General features: G+C 49.9%; 19 protein-coding genes, 8 tRNA genes and 1 pseudogene. 24 read left to right on the top strand and 4 right to left on the bottom strand.

The annotated features are described in order from the left end of the window. Positions 1-121: 121 nt before the first annotated feature. The 8 genes from B5E77_RS11365 (at position 122) to B5E77_RS11330 (ending at position 1987) form a co-directional block, all read left to right on the top strand. Positions 122-195, top strand: a tRNA-Asp gene (locus tag B5E77_RS11365). Between the two features lie 59 nt (positions 196-254). Continuing rightward, positions 255-327 (top strand) — tRNA-Val (locus B5E77_RS11360). Positions 328-351: 24 nt separating this feature from the next. Next, a tRNA-Thr gene (locus tag B5E77_RS11355) sits at positions 352-424 on the top strand. Positions 425-474: 50 nt separating this feature from the next. Further along, a tRNA-Tyr gene (locus B5E77_RS11350) sits at positions 475-556 on the top strand. A 41-nt stretch (positions 557-597) separates the two neighbouring features. Then, positions 598-671, top strand: a tRNA-Met gene (locus B5E77_RS11345). A gap of 45 nt (positions 672-716) precedes the next feature. Beyond that, positions 717-789 (top strand) — tRNA-Phe (locus B5E77_RS11340). Between the two features lie 156 nt (positions 790-945). Further along, a complete protein-coding gene (locus B5E77_RS11335) occupies positions 946-1158 on the top strand; it encodes a holin (RefSeq protein WP_087165480.1) in 213 nt (70 codons plus the stop codon). Positions 1159-1267: 109 nt separating this feature from the next. Continuing rightward, complete coding sequence (locus tag B5E77_RS11330; RefSeq protein WP_087165489.1) at positions 1268-1987, top strand: N-acetylmuramoyl-L-alanine amidase; 720 nt, start codon at positions 1268-1270, stop codon at positions 1985-1987. Positions 1988-2314: 327 nt separating this feature from the next. On the opposite strand, the gene B5E77_RS11325 is transcribed toward B5E77_RS11330, so the two are convergent. Both B5E77_RS11325 and B5E77_RS11320 read right to left on the bottom strand, forming a co-directional pair. After that, positions 2315-2388 (bottom strand) — tRNA-Val (locus B5E77_RS11325). Positions 2389-2392: 4 nt separating this feature from the next. Further along, positions 2393-2465, bottom strand: a tRNA-Ala gene (locus tag B5E77_RS11320). 231 nt (positions 2466-2696) lie between these two features. Between B5E77_RS11320 and B5E77_RS11315 the strand changes: the two genes are divergently transcribed. The 7 genes from B5E77_RS11315 (at position 2697) to phnX (ending at position 10426) form a co-directional block, all read left to right on the top strand. Next, positions 2697-3740: a threonine aldolase family protein gene (locus B5E77_RS11315; protein WP_087165479.1), complete on the top strand. Its 1044-nt coding sequence runs from the start codon at positions 2697-2699 to the stop codon at positions 3738-3740. A 71-nt stretch (positions 3741-3811) separates the two neighbouring features. Beyond that, positions 3812-4690, top strand: a complete 879-nt coding sequence (locus B5E77_RS11310; protein WP_087165478.1) for a MurR/RpiR family transcriptional regulator — start codon at positions 3812-3814, stop codon at positions 4688-4690. A 309-nt stretch (positions 4691-4999) separates the two neighbouring features. Continuing rightward, positions 5000-5770 carry an ABC transporter ATP-binding protein gene (locus B5E77_RS11305; protein ID WP_087165477.1) on the top strand — a complete coding sequence of 257 codons (771 nt, stop codon included), beginning with the start codon at positions 5000-5002 and terminating at the stop codon, positions 5768-5770. 4 nt (positions 5771-5774) lie between these two features. Beyond that, the gene (locus B5E77_RS11300; protein WP_087165476.1) at positions 5775-7403 is read left to right on the top strand and encodes an ABC transporter permease subunit; all 1629 of its coding nucleotides are present in this window, start codon (positions 5775-5777) and stop codon (positions 7401-7403) included. A 4-nt stretch (positions 7404-7407) separates the two neighbouring features. Beyond that, positions 7408-8406, top strand: coding sequence for an extracellular solute-binding protein (locus tag B5E77_RS11295; RefSeq protein WP_087165475.1), 999 nt, complete (start codon positions 7408-7410; stop codon positions 8404-8406). Between the two features lie 127 nt (positions 8407-8533). After that, positions 8534-9640 (top strand): 2-aminoethylphosphonate--pyruvate transaminase, encoded by a 1107-nt coding sequence (locus B5E77_RS17285; protein ID WP_242963706.1) that lies wholly within the window; start codon positions 8534-8536, stop codon positions 9638-9640. Further along, a complete protein-coding gene (gene phnX / locus B5E77_RS17280) occupies positions 9641-10426 on the top strand; it encodes a phosphonoacetaldehyde hydrolase (RefSeq protein ID WP_242963705.1) in 786 nt (261 codons plus the stop codon). A 92-nt stretch (positions 10427-10518) separates the two neighbouring features. Here phnX and B5E77_RS11285 read toward each other — a convergent pair whose 3' ends face one another. Next, positions 10519-11610, bottom strand: a complete 1092-nt coding sequence (locus B5E77_RS11285; protein ID WP_087165474.1) for a HigA family addiction module antitoxin — start codon at positions 11608-11610, stop codon at positions 10519-10521. Continuing rightward, entirely contained in the window at positions 11579-11917 is a 339-nt protein-coding gene (locus B5E77_RS11280; RefSeq protein WP_087165473.1) for a hypothetical protein, read from the bottom strand. Before B5E77_RS11280 ends, B5E77_RS11285 begins: the two co-directional genes overlap by 32 nt. Positions 11918-12196: 279 nt before the next feature. Here B5E77_RS11280 and B5E77_RS11275 point away from each other — a divergent pair, with 279 nt between their 5' ends. From B5E77_RS11275 to B5E77_RS11235, 9 genes and pseudogenes are all read left to right on the top strand, one after another. Further along, entirely contained in the window at positions 12197-14674 is a 2478-nt protein-coding gene (locus B5E77_RS11275) for an excinuclease ABC subunit UvrA (RefSeq protein WP_087165472.1), read from the top strand. A gap of 259 nt (positions 14675-14933) precedes the next feature. Beyond that, entirely contained in the window at positions 14934-15287 is a 354-nt protein-coding gene (locus B5E77_RS11270; protein WP_087165471.1) for a DUF2200 domain-containing protein, read from the top strand. 18 nt (positions 15288-15305) lie between these two features. Beyond that, positions 15306-15581 (top strand): annotated as a pseudogene (locus B5E77_RS17665) (DUF1905 domain-containing protein); the annotation flags it as partial. Between the two features lie 180 nt (positions 15582-15761). Beyond that, complete coding sequence (locus B5E77_RS17660) at positions 15762-16034, top strand: iron chaperone (protein WP_334293264.1); 273 nt, start codon at positions 15762-15764, stop codon at positions 16032-16034. Position 16035: 1 nt separating this feature from the next. Continuing rightward, complete coding sequence (locus B5E77_RS11255; protein WP_087165470.1) at positions 16036-16272, top strand: hypothetical protein; 237 nt, start codon at positions 16036-16038, stop codon at positions 16270-16272. Further along, positions 16262-17335 (top strand): sporulation integral membrane protein YtvI, encoded by a 1074-nt coding sequence (ytvI, locus tag B5E77_RS11250; protein WP_087165469.1) that lies wholly within the window; start codon positions 16262-16264, stop codon positions 17333-17335. Before B5E77_RS11255 ends, ytvI begins: the two co-directional genes overlap by 11 nt. Before the next feature lie 178 nt (positions 17336-17513). After that, positions 17514-19043 (top strand): Y-family DNA polymerase, encoded by a 1530-nt coding sequence (locus B5E77_RS11245; RefSeq protein WP_087165468.1) that lies wholly within the window; start codon positions 17514-17516, stop codon positions 19041-19043. A 31-nt stretch (positions 19044-19074) separates the two neighbouring features. Beyond that, positions 19075-19500, top strand: coding sequence for a hypothetical protein (locus B5E77_RS11240; protein ID WP_087165467.1), 426 nt, complete (start codon positions 19075-19077; stop codon positions 19498-19500). A 56-nt stretch (positions 19501-19556) separates the two neighbouring features. Next, the gene (locus B5E77_RS11235; RefSeq protein WP_140393115.1) at positions 19557-20378 is read left to right on the top strand and encodes a hypothetical protein; all 822 of its coding nucleotides are present in this window, start codon (positions 19557-19559) and stop codon (positions 20376-20378) included.

Raw genomic sequence — 20378 nt, 5'->3', positions numbered from 1 at the left:
TAGGTCGAGGGCTTGACCAAGAGCGAAGAAAGCGAAAGCACTTCGCAAAGCGTCATAGGATAGAAAAAAGTCTTAAATGGATTGACAGTATATAGTTTTGAAGGTATAATTCAAATGATATGGCCCGATGGCTCAGTTGGTTAGAGCGCCGCCCTGTCACGGCGGAGGTCGTGGGTTCGAGTCCCATTCGGGTCGCTTATCGAAGAAATTCGATATATAGCGTACAGTATGTATTTTACATACAAAGTACAAATGGGATCTTAGCTCAGCTGGGAGAGCATCTGCCTTACAAGCAGAGGGTCATAGGTTCGAGCCCTATAGGTCCCATTTATACAGCAAAAGCTGTTAAGTGCCGATGTGGCTCAATTGGCAGAGCAGCTGATTTGTAATCAGCAGGTTATCGGTTCGAGTCCGATCATCGGCTTGAGCGGAATAGGGAACGAGCATCAGTCGTTGACGGACCGCAATTTATATGGGGGAATTCCCGAGTGGCCAAAGGGGGCAGACTGTAAATCTGTTAGCTGTGCTTTCAGTGGTTCGAATCCACTTTCCCCCACTCAGATTTATCCGAAAGGATAATCAAAATTAATTTTATATCGCGAGGTGGAGCAGTCTGGAAGCTCGTCGGGCTCATAACCCGAAGGTCACAGGTTCAAATCCTGTCCTCGCAACTTGGGTGCACGAAGCAAAGGTATTCGTGCTCCTGTTTTATAAATGCCCAGATAGCTCAGTTGGTAGAGCAGAGGACTGAAAATCCTCGTGTCACTGGTTCGATTCCGGTTCTGGGCATGAAAAAGAAAACCCTTACGGTTACTTATTTATAGTGATCGTAAGGGTTTTTTTGCTGTCTGAGAGCTTTTTAAGAATATAAGAAACCGATTGCCGTATCTAAGAATAAAATATAGAAAAGGGACAAAGAGGAAAGGTTAAAAGAAGGTTGCTTTGATGAATGAAAAAACAAAAAAGTGGCTGAGAGCGGCTCTTGTTCGGGCGGTCAGGACAACAGCGCAGACAGCTGTCGCTACGATTGGAACCACAGCAGTTACTATCGGAGACGTAAACTGGCTTATGGTGCTGAGCGCATCCGGCCTTTCGGGGATTCTGTCACTGCTGACGTGTATGGCGGGGCTTCCCGAAATCAGTGAAAAGGATGGGTAAAGCACAGATAGCTGCAGTGTTTTAGATATAGTTCTGCATCAGAAGGAAGACGCAGACAGAACGAAAAATATATAAATCAGGAAGTAAAGGCGGTAAGGAGAGATAGGTTATGCATATCAATGTGCACGCCGGACATAATCCGGCAGGAATGACAGCCAGCGGAGCGTCAGGACTGATAGAGGAAAGCACAGAAAACAGAAAGGTAAAGAATGAGGTAATTCGTCAGCTGAGAGAGCTTGGAAACACGGTTTATGACTGCACAGTGGACAATGGAAAGGGGCAGATGGACGTTCTGAAAAAAATAGTGGAAAAGTGTAATGCTCATGAAGCAGATCTGGATGTCAGCATTCATTTTAACAGTGCGGCAAATGACATGTCAGGAGACGGAAGAACCACAGGTACAGAAGTTTATGTATATTCTGCTTCCAGCAGTGCGGTTCTGCCTGCAGAACGTGTGTGCAGCGAAATTGCAGCGCTGGGATATAGAAACCGTGGGGTAAAATACAGCAGAGATTTGTATATCCTGAAAAACACAAAAGCGCCTGCGATGCTGATAGAATGCTGTTTTGTAGATGACAGGGATGACGTAAGACTGTATTCTCCCGAAAAAATGGCATCAGCGATTGTAAGAGGAATAGCTGGAAAGAGGCCCGGAGATACAGAAGGGACAGAAGAAGCTGAAGCCGGAAAAGAAATAACGGAAGCAGGCGGTACAGAAAAACAGATATATTGTGTACAGACAGGAGCCTATGCTGTGAAGGCAAATGCAGAAGCGATGCGTGATAAACTGGTAAAGGCAGGATTTGAGGCAGTAATAGTAAAAAAATAGGGGAAAAAAAAGAAGATAAAAAAGCGGCCTGTCCGGAATCCAAAAGGTTTCCCGGCAGCCGCACTGTACGATTCGAGGGAGTGGGGCTTCCTCACGGAAGCCCCTGAGTGTTATGAATGAAATACTGATATGTGTTCCTGCTACGATTAATAATATATCAGATAATTAAGGCTAAAGTGTGTACAGTCTCTAAAAAAAGTATAATCAGAATTAAGAATTTCTTACGAAAACGGGAAGAAATACAAAATGCAGTGATGATAACTGTAAAAGGAAAAAGAAAAGCCCTGAAAACTCTGGTCATGCCAGGCTTTCAGGGCTTTTATCCAGTGGAAGCAATGGGGCTCGAACCCATGACCTCTCGCGTGTGAGGCGAACGCTCATCCCGGCTGAGCTATGCTTCCAGAGTGGACCTGAAGGGATTCGAACCCTCGACCTCTGCGTTGCGAACGCAGCGCTCTCCCAACTGAGCTACAAGCCCGGACGTTTTGCTGTCAAAGAATATTTTAGCACGTTGGAGAAAAAAATCAAGTAAAAGTATCAATGTTTGCGTCAGAATATTTGGTGAATCTTTGGCGCTGAATCTTTGGCTGGAATATTTGGAAAGAACGCTTGGACAGCGTATCAGGCAGAGCGTTTGCAGGCTTATTTGACAGACTGGCCCACAGAACGTATACTGGACATGAAGCATAAGAACTCAGGAGGCGGGAAAATGATTTCATTTAAAAACGACTACTCTGCCGGAGCGCATCCGAAGCTTCTGCAGCGGCTGATTGAGACAAATATGGAGCCGCTGCCCGGTTATGGAATGGATCATTACTGTGAAAATGCTATAAGGAAGATACAGGAGGCCTGCGGATGCCCGAAGGCACAGATATATTTTCTGGAAGGAGGCACGCAGACAAATGCGGTGGTAATCTCGGCGATGCTGAAGTCCTGTGAAGGTGTGATAGCGGCAGAGACGGGGCATGTGAATACGCATGAGGCGGGGGCTATTGAGTATACCGGTCATAAGGTTCTTACTCTTCCGGAGCACCAGGGGAAGCTGGATGCAGGGGAGCTGAAGACCTATATGGAAAAATTCTATGGGGATGAGAACCATGAGCATGAGGTGTTCCCGGGAATGGTGTATCTGTCCTGGCCTACAGAATATGGGACTTTGTACAGCAGGGAGGAGCTGCAAAGCATCGCTGCTGTGTGCAGGGAGTATGAGATGCCTCTTTATCTTGATGGGGCAAGGCTTGGCTATGGGCTTATGAGTGAGGCAGCCGATATGACTCTGCCGGATATTGCAGGAATCTGTGACGTATTTTATATTGGCGGTACAAAAGTAGGAGCGCTGTGCGGCGAAGCGGTGGTGTTTCCCAGAGGAAACGCGCCGAAATATTTTTTGACGATCGTGAAGCAGCATGGAGCGATGCTGGCAAAGGGCCGGCTTTTGGGTGTTCAGTTTGACGCGCTTTTTACGGATAATCTGTATTTCAATATCAGCCGGAACGCTATTGAGGCAGCTCACAGGCTGAAGCAGATTCTGCATGAAAAGAATCTGCCCTTTTATTTGGAATCGCCGACGAATCAGCAGTTTGTGATTCTGGAGGATGAGATGTACCACAGGATTCAGGAAAGGGCTGCTTTAAGCTTCTGGGAAAAATATGATGAATCGCATACGGTGGTGCGGTTTGCTACGAGCTGGTCTACGACGGAAGAGGAGCTGGAAGAGCTGAATGAAATTCTGGAAGCTCTGAAGGATGGCTGAAGCGGGCTGCAAAGGGCCATACGGCCCGGATGGCTGATGGGAAATGGAAACAATAGGGGAGAGCAAGGGGAATGGGAAAGGAAATCAGACTGCGGATAGAAGCCTGCTACAGCGGCCTGCGGCCCTCAGAAAAGCGAGTGGCGGATTATGTGCTTGGCCATATGGAGGAGCTGAAGCTTCTGCCTCTTGACCAGCTGGCGGAGCGCTGTCAGGTCAGCCAGCCTACAGTGATGCGGATGATCAAGGCGCTGGGCTACAGCGGTTACAAAGAATTTCGCTATGCTGTGGTGGAAAGGCTTGCGCAGCGGGAAGAGAAGGAGAGCGGAAATTTCAGGGCCATGTACGGATACTCTCTGACTGGCAGGGAGAAGACAGAGGAGATACCAGAAAAGATTGTGGCGGCAGCGGGAAATATGGCTGGTGAGATGCTGAAAAATATTTCTCCCAAGATATTCTGCCAGGTGATTGAAATGCTGAACCAGGCGCGGAGAATTGATATCTACAGCGTGGAAAATTCCAATGTGACAGCCCAGGATCTCCTTACAAAGCTTCTTTATCTGGGAATGGACTGCCGGCATTTTGATGACACCTACCACCAGAGAATTTGTGCCGGAAATCTGAAACAGGGAGATGTAGCCATCGGCGTCTCCTACTCCGGAAATTCCCGGGATACGGTAGAGGCGGTAAAAGTGGCCAGAAAAGCAGGGGCTTCCACGATTGTAATTACGAATTTTAAGGATTCCCTGATTACCCGCTATGCGGATTTGCTCCTTTGCACCAGCCAGGATCAGTTTTTTTACGGAGACGCGATTTTTTCCAGAACGACACAGCTGCTGATCGTAGACATGATTTATATGGGGCTGCTTACCTCAGATTATGACAGATATGTGAAGGTTCTCAACAGGAACAGCCAGATTGTGCAGGATAAGGCATACCTGTCTCAAAAGTAAAAAATTACAAAAAATGGAGCTGAAACCGCAAAAATCAGTCAGAATAAAATGTATTTTTTTTCGTACAATTTTAGGGAGAAGCATTGGAGAGAGCCGGGAAAAAGAGCGGGGCTTCCCAAGGGGAGGTTCAGGCGCAGAAAAGAGAGAAGATTTTGTAGAATTTCTACAAAACCTTCTCTTTTTTGGTTAACCGGGACTTTACAAAGGTTTCACCTGCTCTTGATTGAATGCGTTCCGGGGGATGGCTATAATACCGGTTGTCGAGGGGAAAACAGGAATAGAACGCTTTCCAGAGAGAGGAGAATGAACATGCTGGAGCTGAAACATGTGAAGAAATCTTATGATAATGTAACGATTCTGGAGGATATTAATCTGCAGATCGAGGACGGAGAGATCATCTCCATTCTGGGACCTTCGGGCTGTGGAAAGACGACTCTTCTGAACCTGGTGCTGGGACTTACACCGGCAGACAGCGGACAGATTATCTTTGACGGAAAGGATATCACAAATGTGCCGATGGAGGAAAGGGGATTTAACATTGTATTTCAGGATTATGCCCTGTTCCCCAATCTGAACGTTTATAAGAACATTACATATGGCCTGAAAAACAAGCCTGACATCTCTACAAAGAAGGAAGTGGATGAATTCATTGATCTGCTGGGCCTCAGGGAGCATCTGGATAAGAAGATTGAGCAGCTTTCCGGCGGACAAAAGCAGAGGGTGGCTCTGGCGAGAACCATGGTGATGAAGCCGAAGATTCTGCTTCTTGACGAGCCCTTAAGTGCGCTGGATGGTGTGATTAAGGAATCCATCAAGGAAAAGATTAAAGAAATCGCCAGGGACTTCCACCTGACGACCATCATCGTGACCCATGATCCGGAAGAGGCGCTGACGCTGTCAGACAAGGTGCTGATTGTAAATAAGGGATGTATCTCCCAGTACGGCGCGCCTCAGGAAATTATCACGACGCCCCAGAATAATTTCGTGAAGGAGTTCATCCTGAATCAGCTGGAGATCAAGAAGAATAATATCTTTGCTTTGTTTCAGCAGAGCATGACAACAAGCATGCAGGCGGTGTAGGACCATGGTAAGAAAAGAGAGAGAAATCAAGACAATCTATGCTCTGGTTCTGGCTGTATTTACCGTGTTCCTGGCAGTTCCCATCATCAGGCTCCTGATGGAGTCTTTTCTGGGAGAGGCCGGGGCCGGAATCGGAAATTATGTGGAGGTTCTCACAGAGAGAGGCTTTATGACGGCGCTGGGAAACAGCGTGACAGTCTCGGTCTGCAGCGCGTTGCTGGCGACAGTGCTTGCTTTTTTTCTGGCATACAGTATACAATATACAAATTTAAATAGAAAATTCAAGTCTGTGATACGGACTCTGGCAGTGCTTCCCATGCTGCTTCCCACGATTACCTATGGATTTGCCATTATTTATTCCTTTGGAAAGCAGGGACTGCTTACAAAGCTTTTCGGAAGACAGCTTTTTGATATCTATGGATTCAACGGACTGCTGTTCGGCTATGTGATTTACACGCTGCCCATCTCCTTTATGCTGATTCTGAATACCATGGGCTTTATCGATAAGAAGTTTATGGTGGTATCCAGGGTCATGGGAGACAGCGCGGCAAGGACCTTCTGGCAGACGATCATCCGGCCGCTTCTGGGAACGCTGGCTGCCTCCTTTGTGCAGTGCTTCTTCCTCTGCTTTACGGATTACGGAATTCCGGCTTCCGTGGGCGGCGAGTATGAGGTGATTGCGACGGTTCTCTACAATGAGATGCTGGGAAGCATTCCGAATTTCAACAGAGGCGCCGTGGTTGCCATGATGATGCTGATTCCCTCCGTACTCAGCATCGCTCTTCTGAAATATTTGGAGCGGTATAATGTACGGTACAGCAAGATTTCACAGATTGAGCTGAAGAAAAATCCTGTGAGAGACGGCGTGTGTGCCGCGGGCTCCTCGCTGATTATCATTTCGGTTCTGGCTATTTTCGCGGTTATCTTTGTGGTGCCTCTGGTGCAGGAATGGCCCTACCAGGTGAGCTTTACGCTGGAGCATGTACAGGCGGTACTGAACGACAGCAGCCTGTTTGGAGTTTATAAAAACTCGATTTTTGTGGCGGTGTGTACGGCGCTTGCAGGGCTTCTGATTACTTATGGAGCGGCGCTGGCGACCGCACGGAGTGGACTGAATGGAAAGCTGAAGGGAGTCATTGACGCCATAGCGCTGGTGACCAATACGATTCCCGGTATGGTAATTGGTATTGCGTTCATGTTCATTTTCTCAGGTACGCCGCTTCAGAATACTTTCCCGCTCATCATTCTGTGCAATGTGGTGCATTTCTTCTCCACGCCGTACCTGATGATGAGAAACTCCCTTTCGAAGCTGAACAGCTCCTGGGAGACGACGGCTTCTCTGATGGGAGATACCTGGATCAAAACCATCGTGAGAATTGTGACGCCCAATATGACATCCACAATTCTGGAGGTATTCAGCTATTACTTTGTAAACGCAATGGTCACAGTCAGCGCCGTTATCTTCATCGCGGGCGCAAGGACCATGGTGATTACCACAAAGATTAAAGAACTGCAGTATTATACAAAATTCAATGAGGTATTTGTATTATCGTTATTTATCCTGGGAACCAATCTGCTGGTGAAGGGAATCCTGGGATATATGATAAAGAGAAAGGAAAAAAAGGAGAAATAAAACAATGAAAGCAAGAAAGATTTCTGTAATTTTAATGGCTGCCATTCTGGCAGGAAGCTTTTCCATGACTGGCTGCGGACAGAGCGCCAGTGCGGCGGGAGAAGAGGTCATCATTTATTCCAACGCGGATGACGAGGCTGTAGAGGCCATGAAGAAGACACTGGATGAAAACGGCTATGAGGGACAGTACCTGTTCCAGACCTTCGGCACCTCGGAGCTTGGCGGAAAGGTTATGGCAGAGGGAACGGACATCGAAGCCGATCTGATTACCTTAAGTACCTTCTATATTGACGCGGCCCAGGAGGATCAGAATATGTTCCAGCCGCTGGAATTTGATTACACGCTGCTGAACAGCGCAGACCAGAAGGATTACTGCGCTCCGATCACCTCTCAGGAGGGAACAATCATTGTCAATACGGAAGTGCTGGCGGAAAACAATCTGGACATGCCTACCTGCTTAAAGGATCTGACCAATCCGGAATACAAGGATCTGGTATCCGTGACAGATATCAAGAGCTCTTCTACCGCATGGCTTCTGATTCAGGCTCTGGTAAGCGAGTACAGTGAGGACGGCGCGAAGGAAGTGCTTTCCGGTATCTATGAGAACGCAGGCCCCCATATCGAAACTTCCGGTTCCGCTCCGCTGAAAAAGGTGCGCGCAGGAGAAGTAGCTGTAGGCTTTGGACTGCGTCAGCAGGCGGTAGCAGACAAGGCGGAAGGACTGCCGATTGATTTTGTAGACCCGACAGAAGGAAACTTCTCTCTGACAGAATCTGTTGCTGTAGTAGACAAGGGTGAGGATACGAATCCGCTGGCTCAGAAAATGGCGGAGTGCATCATCACTCAGGGAAGAAGCGAGCTGCAGCAGTATTACCCCAATGCAGTATATGAGGGAGAGACGACGGATGAGGCGAACAGTTCTGCATATCCGAAGGTATTTCCGGAGCCGTTGACCCTGGGTCTGCTGGAGAAGCATCAGGAGCTGTCTGAGAGCTGCAAGTAAGTGACGGCGGCTGCAGGATGCAGAAGAAGCATTAGTCTGGCAGGCCCCTTCGGGGTCTGCCGGTTTCATGAAAAAGCAAAAAAGAAAGTAAAAAAGAAAACAAGAACGGTAGAAAGAGGATAGAAAAATGCCGGATTATAAGCTGCTGACACCGGGACCGCTGACGACGACGGACACGGTGAAAAAGGAAATGATGTTTGACCATTGTACCTGGGACGATGATTACAAGCAGATTACCCAGAAGATCCGCAAAGAGCTTCTGAGGCTGGCCCATGTATCAGAGGAAGAATATACGGTGGTTCTGATGCAGGGTAGCGGAACCTTCGGCGTGGAGTCAGTAATCGGAAGCTCTGTGGGAGATCAGGAGAAGATTCTGGTCTGCGCTAACGGAGCTTACGGGGAGCGTATGGCCGAAATCGCGCAGAAAATGGGAAAGAATACGGTAGTTTACCGGGAAAACTACGACAGGATTCCGGACGCCGCGAAGGTAGCGGAAATGCTGAAAGAAGATCCGGAAATCACTCATGTGGGAATCATTCACAGTGAAACCACTTCCGGAATTCTCAACGATATTGCTGCGGTGGGAAAAGCCGTGAAGGCAGCAGGAAAGACCTTTATCGTGGACGCCATGTCTTCCTTCGCCGGTGTGGACATTGATGTGGCAGGAATCGGAATTGATTTTCTGGTAAGCAGCGCCAACAAGTGCGTACAGGGCGTGCCGGGCTTCTCTTATATTATTTGCAGAAGAAGCGCGCTTGCGGCCTGCGAGGGAAAGAGCCGAAGTGTGTCTCTGGATCTCTATGATCAGTGGGTTACCATGGAGAAGGATGGAAAATGGCGTTTTACCTCTCCGACGCACACAGTGCTTGCCTTTGCAAAGGCTTTGGAGGAGCTTCGGGAGGAAGGCGGGATTCCGGCCCGGGCAAAACGCTATCTGGAAAATAACCGGGAGCTGATCCGCCGGATGGAAGCTATGGGAATCCGTCCCTATATCGACGCGGAGCACCAGGGCCCCATCATTACTACCTTTTTCTATCCTGAAGGAAAGAACTTTTCCTTTGATGAGATGTACCGTTATATTAAGGAGAGAGGCTATGCCATCTATCCGGGAAAGGTGACGGATGCGGATACCTTCCGGATCGGAAATATCGGGGAGATATATCTGGAAGACATCGACAGGGTATGCGATATTCTGGAGGAGTTTCTGAAAAAGCATTGTCAGGAGGTGGCATAAATGGGCAGAAAAATAGAAGCAGTCATTTTTGACTGGGCCGGGACTACTGTAGATTATGGATGTTTCGCTCCGGTACAGGCATTTGTCGCGGCCTTTGAGGAGTACGGCATCACGCCGACCCTGGATGAGGTGCGTGAGCCCATGGGCATGCTGAAGCGGGATCATATCCGGACCATGATGAATATGGAACGCATTCATGAGGAATGGAAACGGGTGCATGGAAGAGATTTCACAGAAGAAGATGTAGAGCAGGTATATCAGACTTCTGAGAACAGCATTTTGAAGATCGTGCACCAGTTTGCGGAGCCGAAGCCCTGTGTGCTGGAGACGGTGAAATATCTGCGGGATAAGGGAATCAAAATCGGTTCCACTACAGGATATACAGATGAAATGATGGAGATCGTGGTGCCTGAGGCCGCAAAGAAGGGCTACAGTCCGGACTGCTGGTTTTCTCCCAATTTCGTGGGAAATTTCGGGCGGCCCTATCCGTATATGATTTTCGAAAACCTGAAAAAGCTGGAAGTGACCTCCGTGGCTGCGGCCGTCAAGGTTGGGGATACCGTATCAGATATCAAAGAAGGTCTGGCGGCAGGCATGCTTTCTCTGGGAATTGTAGAAGGCAGTTCTGTCATGGGACTTACGGAAGCGGAATATGCCGCGCTGTCTCCGGAAGAACAGGCGGACCGGTGCCGGAAGGTGGAAGAGAAGTTCCTGGCAGCAGGAGCCTCTGCAGTGCTGCGGAACCTGTCAGAGCTTCCTGCATATCTGGAGGGGCTGGAGCAGTAAAATCCTTTTTAGGTAGCTCTGTTAAAAGAGGCTGTCGGAAAAGACAGCCTCTTTCGCATGTAAGAATGGTGTAATATAAGGCAAATTATGAATTAATCAACCCACTTATACCGTAGTTTGTAGTCGCTGTAAGCGCTGTAATCAAGATACTTTTCTTTTTGAAGCCTGCCAATGACAATGTAAGGCATTACATGTTGAGAAGCGGCATACTTTTGAATGATCTCAATAGAAAAATTTCCGTTTTGTACAAAGGCTTTATAGCTTTCCGGCGATAAAAGCATGTTGCTGGCAAAGAGATCAGCGGCAGCTTCTTTATCACGATCACAGCCGTCGTCCACAAATTTTATGGATTTTTTGATGTCTCCGTTCACAAGATGCCCTATTTCGTGAAATAATGAAAACCAGAAGATATCAGCAAATGCTCCCCTTATGGTTAAAACCATCTGATAGACACCGTCATCTTTCAGGGAAATATAGCCCTGTACAGGCGCACCTCTGAAATTTTTCATGATGGAGAAATCGATACCATATTTCCCCATGGTTTCTTTTAATTCATTTTGTATATTTGCGTCTTTCCGACACATAATTTCTTTGATTTCTTCGATCAGATTTGCAGTGAGATTTTTATCGTATTTTGCAGACAAAAAATTATTATTTTCAGCAATCTGGCATAAGCGAATCCAGGCACCAAGAATATAGGGATTTGTGGCTGTATTGGAAGATATCCGAAAAGCACCGGATGGAATCAGTTCTTTTAAATTTGCTATATTACTGATTTGCAGCGCTTTTCGCAGAGAAAGGATGGAATCTTCTTTTTTTTCTCTCGTAGGCATTGCACCTCTTTGTCTTAAATATTTTACAACATCCTTCAAGTCTTCTCTGGCATTTCGTTCTTCCGCTGTGATGGTCTGTTCTTCGTTTAATTCCAAAAGTTCAGCTTCATAATTTGCCTGGAGATTTAACCAAAAAGATTTCGGAACACCCAGAGCGTACTCCAGGCCCATTGCAAAATTCGCGGATATTCCTTTTTTTCCCGCCAATACATTGCTTACATAAGCGGGTGAGACACCTGTCCTGAAGGCCAGCTCAGTCTGTGAGATACCGCGTTCTTCCAGTACATCAGCAATGGTTTCCCCGGGGTGAATTATAAAATCACGGGATATACCAGTTTTCTTTACTGCCATGGTAATCACTCACTCCTTCCACTTCAATTTCAGTACAAATCATAACAGTATCCTGCGTTGCATTGGGTTCAATGATTAAACGGGCATTAGGAGATACATGCAGAGAATAGCGGATTTGTGCGTATCCTTTAAGCTGTTCCGGCTTACCCAGGCCCAGTTTTAAAAAGTCGCCAAAACATTCAGCAGCCTTTAATCGATCCATATGTTTCTTTATTGTTCTTACGCATTCAAAAGGTAATTTCTTTTGCATTTTAGTATAGTCTTCAAAGTATCTTTCTACTTTACTGTTAGCATATGTTATCTTCACTCATATATCACCTTCTGAATTAACTTTTTGGTTAATTATATTGTTACACATTTAAAAAGAACTGTCAACGGCTTTTCGTTTTTTCCAAACGAAATTGAACTTACAGCCTTTTCCTGATATACTGACAGATAGAAGCGGTCAGGGAGAAAATGAAATGGAAGCAGTGCGTAAATTTGTGAAAGAGTACACGCAACCTGGAGGAGATGGAGCTACATTATGTAGCCCAGAGTTTTACGATGATAAAATTCGGTTATACAGAAAAAGTATGGGAGATGACAGATGGTTGATAAAATACAAATCCGCGGCGCGCGGGTGCACAATCTGAAAAATATCAATGTAGATATTCCCTTAAATAAAATCGTGGGCGTGGCCGGAGTGTCCGGTTCCGGTAAATCGTCCCTGGCGCTGGGCGTCCTGTATGCGGAAGGCTCCAGGCGTTATCTGGAGGCCCTTTCCACTTATACGAGAAGAAGGATGACTCAGGCGGCGAAAGCGGATGTGGACGAGGTGCTGTATGTGCCTGCGGCCCTGGCTCTTCACCAGAGACCGGGCGTGCCCGGCATCCGCAGCACCTTTGGCACGGGCACGGAGCTTCTGAACAGTCTGCGGCTCATGTATTCCAGGCTGGCAGAGCACCGCTGTCCAAACGGGCACTATCTGAAGCCGGCCCTTGCGGTGGCGGCGGGCCAGGAGCTTGTGTGCCCGGAGTGCGGTGTTCATTTTTACGCCCCTTCCGCGGAGGAGCTGGCATTTAACAGCCAGGGAGCCTGCAGGACCTGCGGCGGCACAGGAATCGTAAGGACAGTTGACCGGGATACACTGGTTCCGGATGAGTCTCTGACCATCGAGGAGGGAGCGGTGGCTCCCTGGAATTCCCTCATGTGGTCCCTGATGGTGGACGTATGCCGGGAAATGGGGGTCCGGACAGACGTGCCCTTCCGGGAGCTGACGGAACAGGAACGGGATATCGTATTTGACGGTCCTGCGGAAAAGAAGCATATTTTCTATAAGGCGAAGAACTCCAATCAGGCGGGAGAATTGGATTTCACCTATTTCAACGCGGTTTACACCGTGGAGAACGCCCTTTCCAAAGTAAAGGATGAAAAGGGCATGAAACGGGTGGAAAAATTTCTGAAGGAGGAGGTCTGCCCGGACTGCGGCGGAAGCCGTCTGTCAGAGGCCGCCAGGCAGCCCAGGCTCCGGGGGATTACGCTGGACGAGGCCTGCCGGATGACTCTGACTCAGCTGGTGGAGTGGGTGGACGGCGTACCGGCTTCGCTGCCGGAGGAAATGCGTCCCATGGCGGAGAGTATCTGTGAATCCTTCCAGACCGTGGCAAAGCGGCTGATGGAGCTGGGGCTTGGATACCTGGCCCTGGACCGGGCGGCCTCCACGCTTTCTACCGGAGAGCGTCAGAGAATGCAGCTGGCCCGGGCGGTGCGGAACCGCACCACGGGCGTTCTGTATGTGCTGGACGAGCCGTCCATCGGTCTGCATCCCTCCAATATCCTGGGTCTTGTCCGGGTCATGCAGGATCTGACGGCGGATGGAAATTCTGTTCTTCTGGTGGATCACGACACGCAGATTCTGTCTCAGGCAGACTGGCTGATCGAAATGGGGCCGAAGGCCGGAGCGGACGGCGGGCAGGTCATTGCGGAAGGGACGGTTTCTGATCTTGCCGGGAATCCGGTATCCCTGATTGGCCCGTTTCTTGCCGGAACTGCGGAGATAGAAGCGGGAAGCCACCATGCGCGGAATGAGATTTTTGCGGAAGGACGAATCCGTCTTTCTACAGGAGAAATTCATACCGTGCATCCGCTGGAGGTGGACATTCCCAAAGGCCGCCTCACAGTCATCACAGGCGTGTCAGGCTCCGGCAAGACGACGTTGATTCTGGAAAGCCTGGTACCCGGTCTGGAAGCAGTCATTGCCGGAAAGAAACTGCCGGAACATGTGAAAGCAGTGGAGGCGGAAGGCATCGAGAGGGTGAAGCTCATCGACGCCACGCCCATCGGAATCAACGTCCGTTCCACCGTGGCGACGTATGCGAACGTTCACGATGAGCTGAGAAAAATTTTTGCCAGGACGCCGGAGGCAAAGGAGCTGGGTTATAAGGCGGGCGATTTTTCCTATAATACAGGCAGGCTGCGCTGTCCGGTGTGTGATGGCACGGGAGTCATCAGCCTGGATGTGCAGTTCCTTCCGGACGTAGACATTCCATGCCCAGAATGCCGGGGTTCCCGCTACGGGAAAGACGCAGGCAGAGTCAGATACCGGAATAAGGCGGGAGAGGCGTATTCTCTGCCGGAGCTTATGGCTATGGATATCAATACGGCGCTCCCGGTCTGCGCGGATATGAAACTGGTCCATCAGAGGCTCCAGGTGCTGCAGAGCCTGGGCCTGGGCTACCTGACGCTGGGGGAGGAGACGCCCAGCCTGTCCGGCGGCGAGGCCCAGCGGCTGAAGCTGGCAAGCGAGATGGGGCGGCTTCAGTCAGATTCCGTATTTGTCTTCGATGAGCCTACGATTGGCCTTCATCCTCTGGATGTACAGACACTGCTCGGGGTGTTTCAGACCCTGATCGAGAACGGCGCCACGGTCATAGTCATCGAACACGACCTGGATGTAATCCGGAACGTGGACTATATCATCGATATGGGCCCGGGCGGCGGCGATGAGGGCGGAAGAATCGTGGCGGCCGGGACGCCGGAAGAGATTCGGAATACGCCGGAGAGCGTGACGGGGAAGTTTCTGTAGAAGCAAGGCAGACAGCAGAAAGGACGATGCAAAAGGACAGAAGGCGGACACAGGGTGTTTGTTATGCAGGATGCCGGGGGATAATTATGGAGATAAGGAAAATAGAAAATAAACTCGGTTTTGCAGATACAGATAGGGAACGGGTAGAGGATGGAATCCGATATACGCCGATGAAGTATGAAAGATAAGAGGTAAGAGACAAGAGGGATTGAACGGGAGATTAAGTATTTAAAAATAAAGCAGAATCAGGGGAAAGAAGATGGCATACGAAAAAGTATACAACATGAGTTTTGGGAAAGTATATCCCCTTCTGGTGAATAAAGCGGTGAAGAAAGGAAGAACCGCCGAAGAGGTCAATCAGCTTATCACCTGGCTGACCGGGTATTCGCCGGAGGAGGTTGAACAGGCTGCGGTATCGGACATCAGCTATGGAGATTTTTTCAGGCAGGCGCCGGAAATGAATCCGGACCGGAAACAGATAAAGGGAGTGGTCTGCGGCGTCCGGGTGGAAGATATCGAGGAGCCGCTGATGCAGGATATCCGTTATCTGGACAAGCTGGTGGACGAGCTGGCAAAAGGGAAGGCTATGGAGAAAATCCTGCGGAAAAAATGAGAACCGGAGGCAGAAAGAATGGGCGAACGGGTTTATGAATTTGAGGCAGTGATAGAGCCAGTGCCGGATAAGGGCGGGGCTTATGTGCGGTTTCCGTATGATATCCGGAAAGAGTTTGGGAAAGGAAGAGTGAAAGCGGAAGTAACCTTTGACGGCGAACCATATTCCGGGAGCATCGTGAACATGGGCGTAAAAAATGAGGATGGTTCCGTCTGCTATATCATCGGAATCCGGAAGGATATCCGGAATAAGATCGGAAAGCAGCCTGGCGACAGGATTGCGGTCACGGTGAAAGCCGGGACGGACGAGTCCGTGGATTCCGCTGCGCCCCGGGAAAAGAAGCTGTGGAAATGCCCGAAGTGCGGGCGCACATTTAAGAACAGAAATCAGGATCATTACTGCGGGGAAGCCCCGAAGACAATTGAGGAATACATTTCCCGGCAGCCGGAGCAGGCCCGGGGTTACCTGAGAAGGATGAATGAGGTGATAAAGGGCGCACTGCCCGACGCAGTGGAAAAGATTTCGTGGAGTATGCCGACTTACTGGAAGAAATACAATCTCATCCAGTTTGCGGCTTTTAAAAAGCATGTGGGCCTTTATCCGGGACCCCAGGCGGTGGAGGCGTTTGCGGACAGGCTTGCAGAGTATAAGACGAGCAAAGGGGCAATTCAGTTTCCTTACGACAGGGCGCTGCCCCTGGAACTGATTAGAGAGATTGCACAGTGGTGCGGAAAGGAGCAGAGATAACATGAAGCTGTTTGATGTGGCTGACAGATACTGTAAGGAAAGCAGCTGGAAAACACTTGCCCTCCTGAAATTCTGCCTGTTTTCCATCGGACTGATGGTGGGAATGCAGGTTCCGAAGGAGAAGAGAAAAGCGGTGTATGGGGCAGGTATGGCAATATTTCTGGTGACATATATTCCGCTGATGGCGAAGTTTTTCCGCCTGTGGACGAAAAAATGGGAGGAGACCTATGAACATTGAAACTCAGAAACGGTTTCTGATCCGAATCGGCTTTTGGGCAGTGGTGATTCTGCTGATGCTGGTCGGATTTCAATACGTGCTTCCGGTGGTCCTGCCTTTTGTGATGGCGTTTCTGATCGCGGCTCTGCTGGACCGGCCGATCCGGTTTCTGGCGAAGCGCCTGAATGGAAAGCGGGTTCTTCCTGCCATCGGCCTTACGCTTCTGTTCTATCTGCTGGCGGCGGTTCTGTTTGGCTTTCTGGGGCTTAGGGTGCTGATGTTTGTGTGGGAGACGGTCCGGGAGCTGCCGCAGTTATACAGGAATACGCTGGAGCCTGCTCTGGAGACATTGTTCGCGGATCTCCAGAACCGGCTGGATGAGCTGGACCCTGCCGTGGTAGCGGCGCTGAGCGACAACGTAAATTCGGCCCTGGGCTCTCTGGGCAGTTTTGTGACCAACGGGTCTGTGCGGATCATTTCCTATATCTCCGGCATTGCGGCGTCGGTGCCGGGCTTGTTTCTGAATATTGTGATTACGATTATTGTCACCTTTTTTCTGGCAATTGATTTTCCAAAAGTAACGGGTTTTCTTCTGCGCCAGCTTCCGGAGCGGGGGAAGCAGGGACTTGAGGAGGTGCGCGGCTATGTAGTCGGAACACTGCTGAAATGTCTTGTGTCCTATGCCCTGATTCTCTGCATTACCTTTGCAGAGCTCTCCATAGGGCTGACGGTTCTGAAGGTGCCGGGGGCGGTTCTGATCGCGGCGTGCATCGCGGTCTTTGATATTCTGCCGGTACTGGGTACGGGAGGCATCATGATTCCCTGGGGCATTATCTGCCTGATTATGGGAAAATGGGTGCTGGGCGTTGGCTTGCTGATACTGTACGTTATCATTACTGTGATCCGGAACATCATTGAGCCGAAGCTTGTGGGATACCAGGTGGGGCTCCATCCGGTGGTAACGCTGCTTTCCATGCTGCTTGGCCTGCAGTTTTTCGGCCTGATCGGCCTGTTCGGCTTTCCGATTACACTTTCGCTTGTGAAAAATCTCAATGACCGGGGCGTGATTCATATTTTCAAATAGAACTGAAAAAAGATGAGCCCGCGAATCGCTGCTGAAACGAGGCACGGGCGAACAGAAAGGCTGCCCTGCAGAGAAGAAGAAAAAATTTCTGCAGGGACTGTTCTTTTCTTTCTGGATGTGGTATAATCCGAATAAAGCAAACATGCGTTCGAAAATACCGGCGCGGAGGGCGGAAACCATGTCTGAAAAAGTCTATATAGCCATTGATTTAAAATCCTTTTACGCCTCCGTGGAGTGTATGGAACGGGGGCTGGACCCTATGACCACAAATCTGGTGGTGGCAGATAAGAGCAGAACGGAAAAGACCATTTGTCTGGCAGTTTCTCCGGCTTTGAAGGCTTACGGCATCTCCGGGCGGGCCAGGCTCTTTGAAGTGGTGCAGAAGGTCCGGGAGGTCAACGCGAAGCGCCGGCAGAAGGCGCCCGGCGGCGTACTGAAGGGCTCCTCCTGTCAGAGCGGGGAGCTGGAGGCAGACCCTGCGCTGGCGGTGGACTATGTGGTCGCGCCGCCGCAGATGGCGCGCTACATGGAGATCAGCGCCCGGATTTATGAAGTTTATCTGAAATATATTGCGCCTGAAGACATGCATGTCTATTCCATTGACGAGGTATTTATCGACGCGGCTGCTTATCTGAAAACCTATCGGATGACGGCCCGGGAGCTGGCTATGAAGATGATTCTGGATGTGCTGGACACTACGGGGATCACGGCGGCAGCAGGAATCGGGACGAATTTGTATATCTGCAAGGTGGCGATGGATATCTGGGCCAAGCATGTGCCGGCGGATGAGAACGGCGTGCGCATCGCCGAGCTGGATGAGCTGTCTTACAGGCGGCTGCTCTGGTCCCACCGGCCGTTGACAGATTTCTGGCGGGTAGGACCGGGTTACGCGAAAAAGCTGGAGGAAAAAGGACTGTATACCATGGGAGATATCGCCCGCTGTTCTCTGGGAAAGGCTTCGGATTATTACAATGAAGACCTGCTGTATGGCATGTTCGGCGTCAACGCGGAGCTGCTCATTGATCATGCCTGGGGATGGGAGCCCTGTACCATAGCGGATATCAAGGCATATAAGCCCGAGAGCAGCAGCATTATTTCCGGTCAGGTGCTGCAGTGCCCCTACCCATTTGAAAAGGCAGAACTGGTAGCGCGGGAGATGGCGGATATGCTGGCGCTGGATTTGGTGGAAAAGGGGCTTGTAACCAACCAGCTTGTTCTGACGGTGGGGTATGATATCGACAATCTGAGAGATCCTGTTCTGCGCGGAAAATACAAGGGAGAGATTAAGACGGACCGGTACGGGAGAGCCATACCGAAGCACGCCCACGGCACGGTGAATCTGGAAAATTATACTTCTTCGACCCGCCAGCTTACAGAGGCAGTGACAGGACTTTTTGAGCGCATTGTGGATAAGGAGCTTCTGGTGCGGCGGCTGAGCATATCGGCCAATCATGTGCTGCCGGAAAAAGAAGCGGAAGAAAAGATGGAGACGGGATTTGAGCAGCTGGATCTGTTTACAGACTACGCGGCTCTTCAGAAACAGAAGGAAGAAGAGCGGGCGGAGGCTGAGCGGGAAAAGAAGCTTCAGCACGCCATGCTGGATATCAAGAAGAAATTCGGCAAGAACGCGATTCTGAAAGGCATGAATCTGGAGGAAGGAGCCACAGCCAGGGACCGGAACAATCAGATAGGCGGGCACAGGGCCTGAAAAGACTAAAAAAGGAGAGGGAGGATGCAGTATGAGTACAAAGCAGGAAGAACAACGGCAGTATGAGGATATGATCCATCTGCCCCATCACGTTTCCTCCCGGCATCCGCAGATGTCCATGACGGACCGGGCCGCGCAGTTTTCCCCCTTCGCGGCCCTGACCGGATACGGGGACGCGGTCCGGGAGAAGGCCAGGCTGACAGAACAGAAACCCGATCTCTCGGAAGAGGAGCGGGCGGAGCTGGACTATAAGCTTCAGATGGCCTGCGGGCCGGCCGGCGAAGGAGAGAGGCCGGAAGTGCGGATCACATATTTTGTGCCGGACAGAAAGAAGGCGGGAGGCTCTTACCGGGAAGCATCCGGGCGGATTCGGAGGATCGATGCCTGCAGGCAGGAGCTTATTATGGAAGACGGGACGGAGATCGAGATCAGTTGTGTAATCGAGATCCGGATTTGATTTTTGCAGGCGCCGGACATACCTGTAATAAAAAATATATTGAGGGGACAGAGAATATGAAGCAGAAGAAGCAATATACGATTTCCACAGAAAGTAAGTATATAAAGGAGTATCAGAATGAACATTACCGGGCGCTGATTCTGGACGAAAACGGAAGAAAGGTAAGATTCGGGCGCAGATGGTTTCTGACAGAGGAGCAGGCCCTTCGGGAAGGCGAGCTGCTGCTGGAGGAGATTCATAAGGCGGAAAAACTGGCGGAGTATGGAATTCACTTTACCCGCGGGGTATTTCATGATGAAAATGGTTCCGGCAAGATGATGAAGTACGGCTGCCTGATTATCATGGTTCCGGCTGCGCTGGCTGTGACAGGCGGCATAATCTGGGATTCTGTTTTTGGCAATTCCACAGGGTTTCTGTTGTCTATGCTGATAGTCATAGCGGCGATGGTGTACCTTTTTGTAAATCAGTTCAATTATGGCGGAAATATGGTGTCCTATGTGCTCTGCGACGGGGATCTGTACCGGATCTTTATCCAGAACGAGGCGGCGGGAGCTGCTCAGGCTGTAAACGACTTTCTTGGTTCCGCAGCCGCGCTGAAGATGATAGAGATGGGCGAGCGATCCCGCCGGCAGAGCCAGGAGCTGCTGGCGAGAAATTCTTTCCTGCACACCCAGCTGAATAAAAATAACTGCTGGAGAATTCTGGAGGTTCAAAAAATCATTAAGAAGAAAGGACACTGCATCATAAAATGCGTGATCGAGAAGGGAAAGAGCAGGCGCATCTGCAGAAAGACCCTTCATATCCGGGAGGGCTACAATAATTACCGGGAGCTGATAGGATGCTTTGAGTATCTGGAGGCCTGCTCTTCTGAGCGATGA

The organism is Lachnoclostridium sp. An131 (assembly GCF_002160825.1).
Classification (GTDB): domain Bacteria; phylum Bacillota; class Clostridia; order Lachnospirales; family Lachnospiraceae; genus Laedolimicola.
Note: the sequence above shows the minus strand (reverse complement) of the source record. Positions and strands in the feature narration are given on the sequence as shown.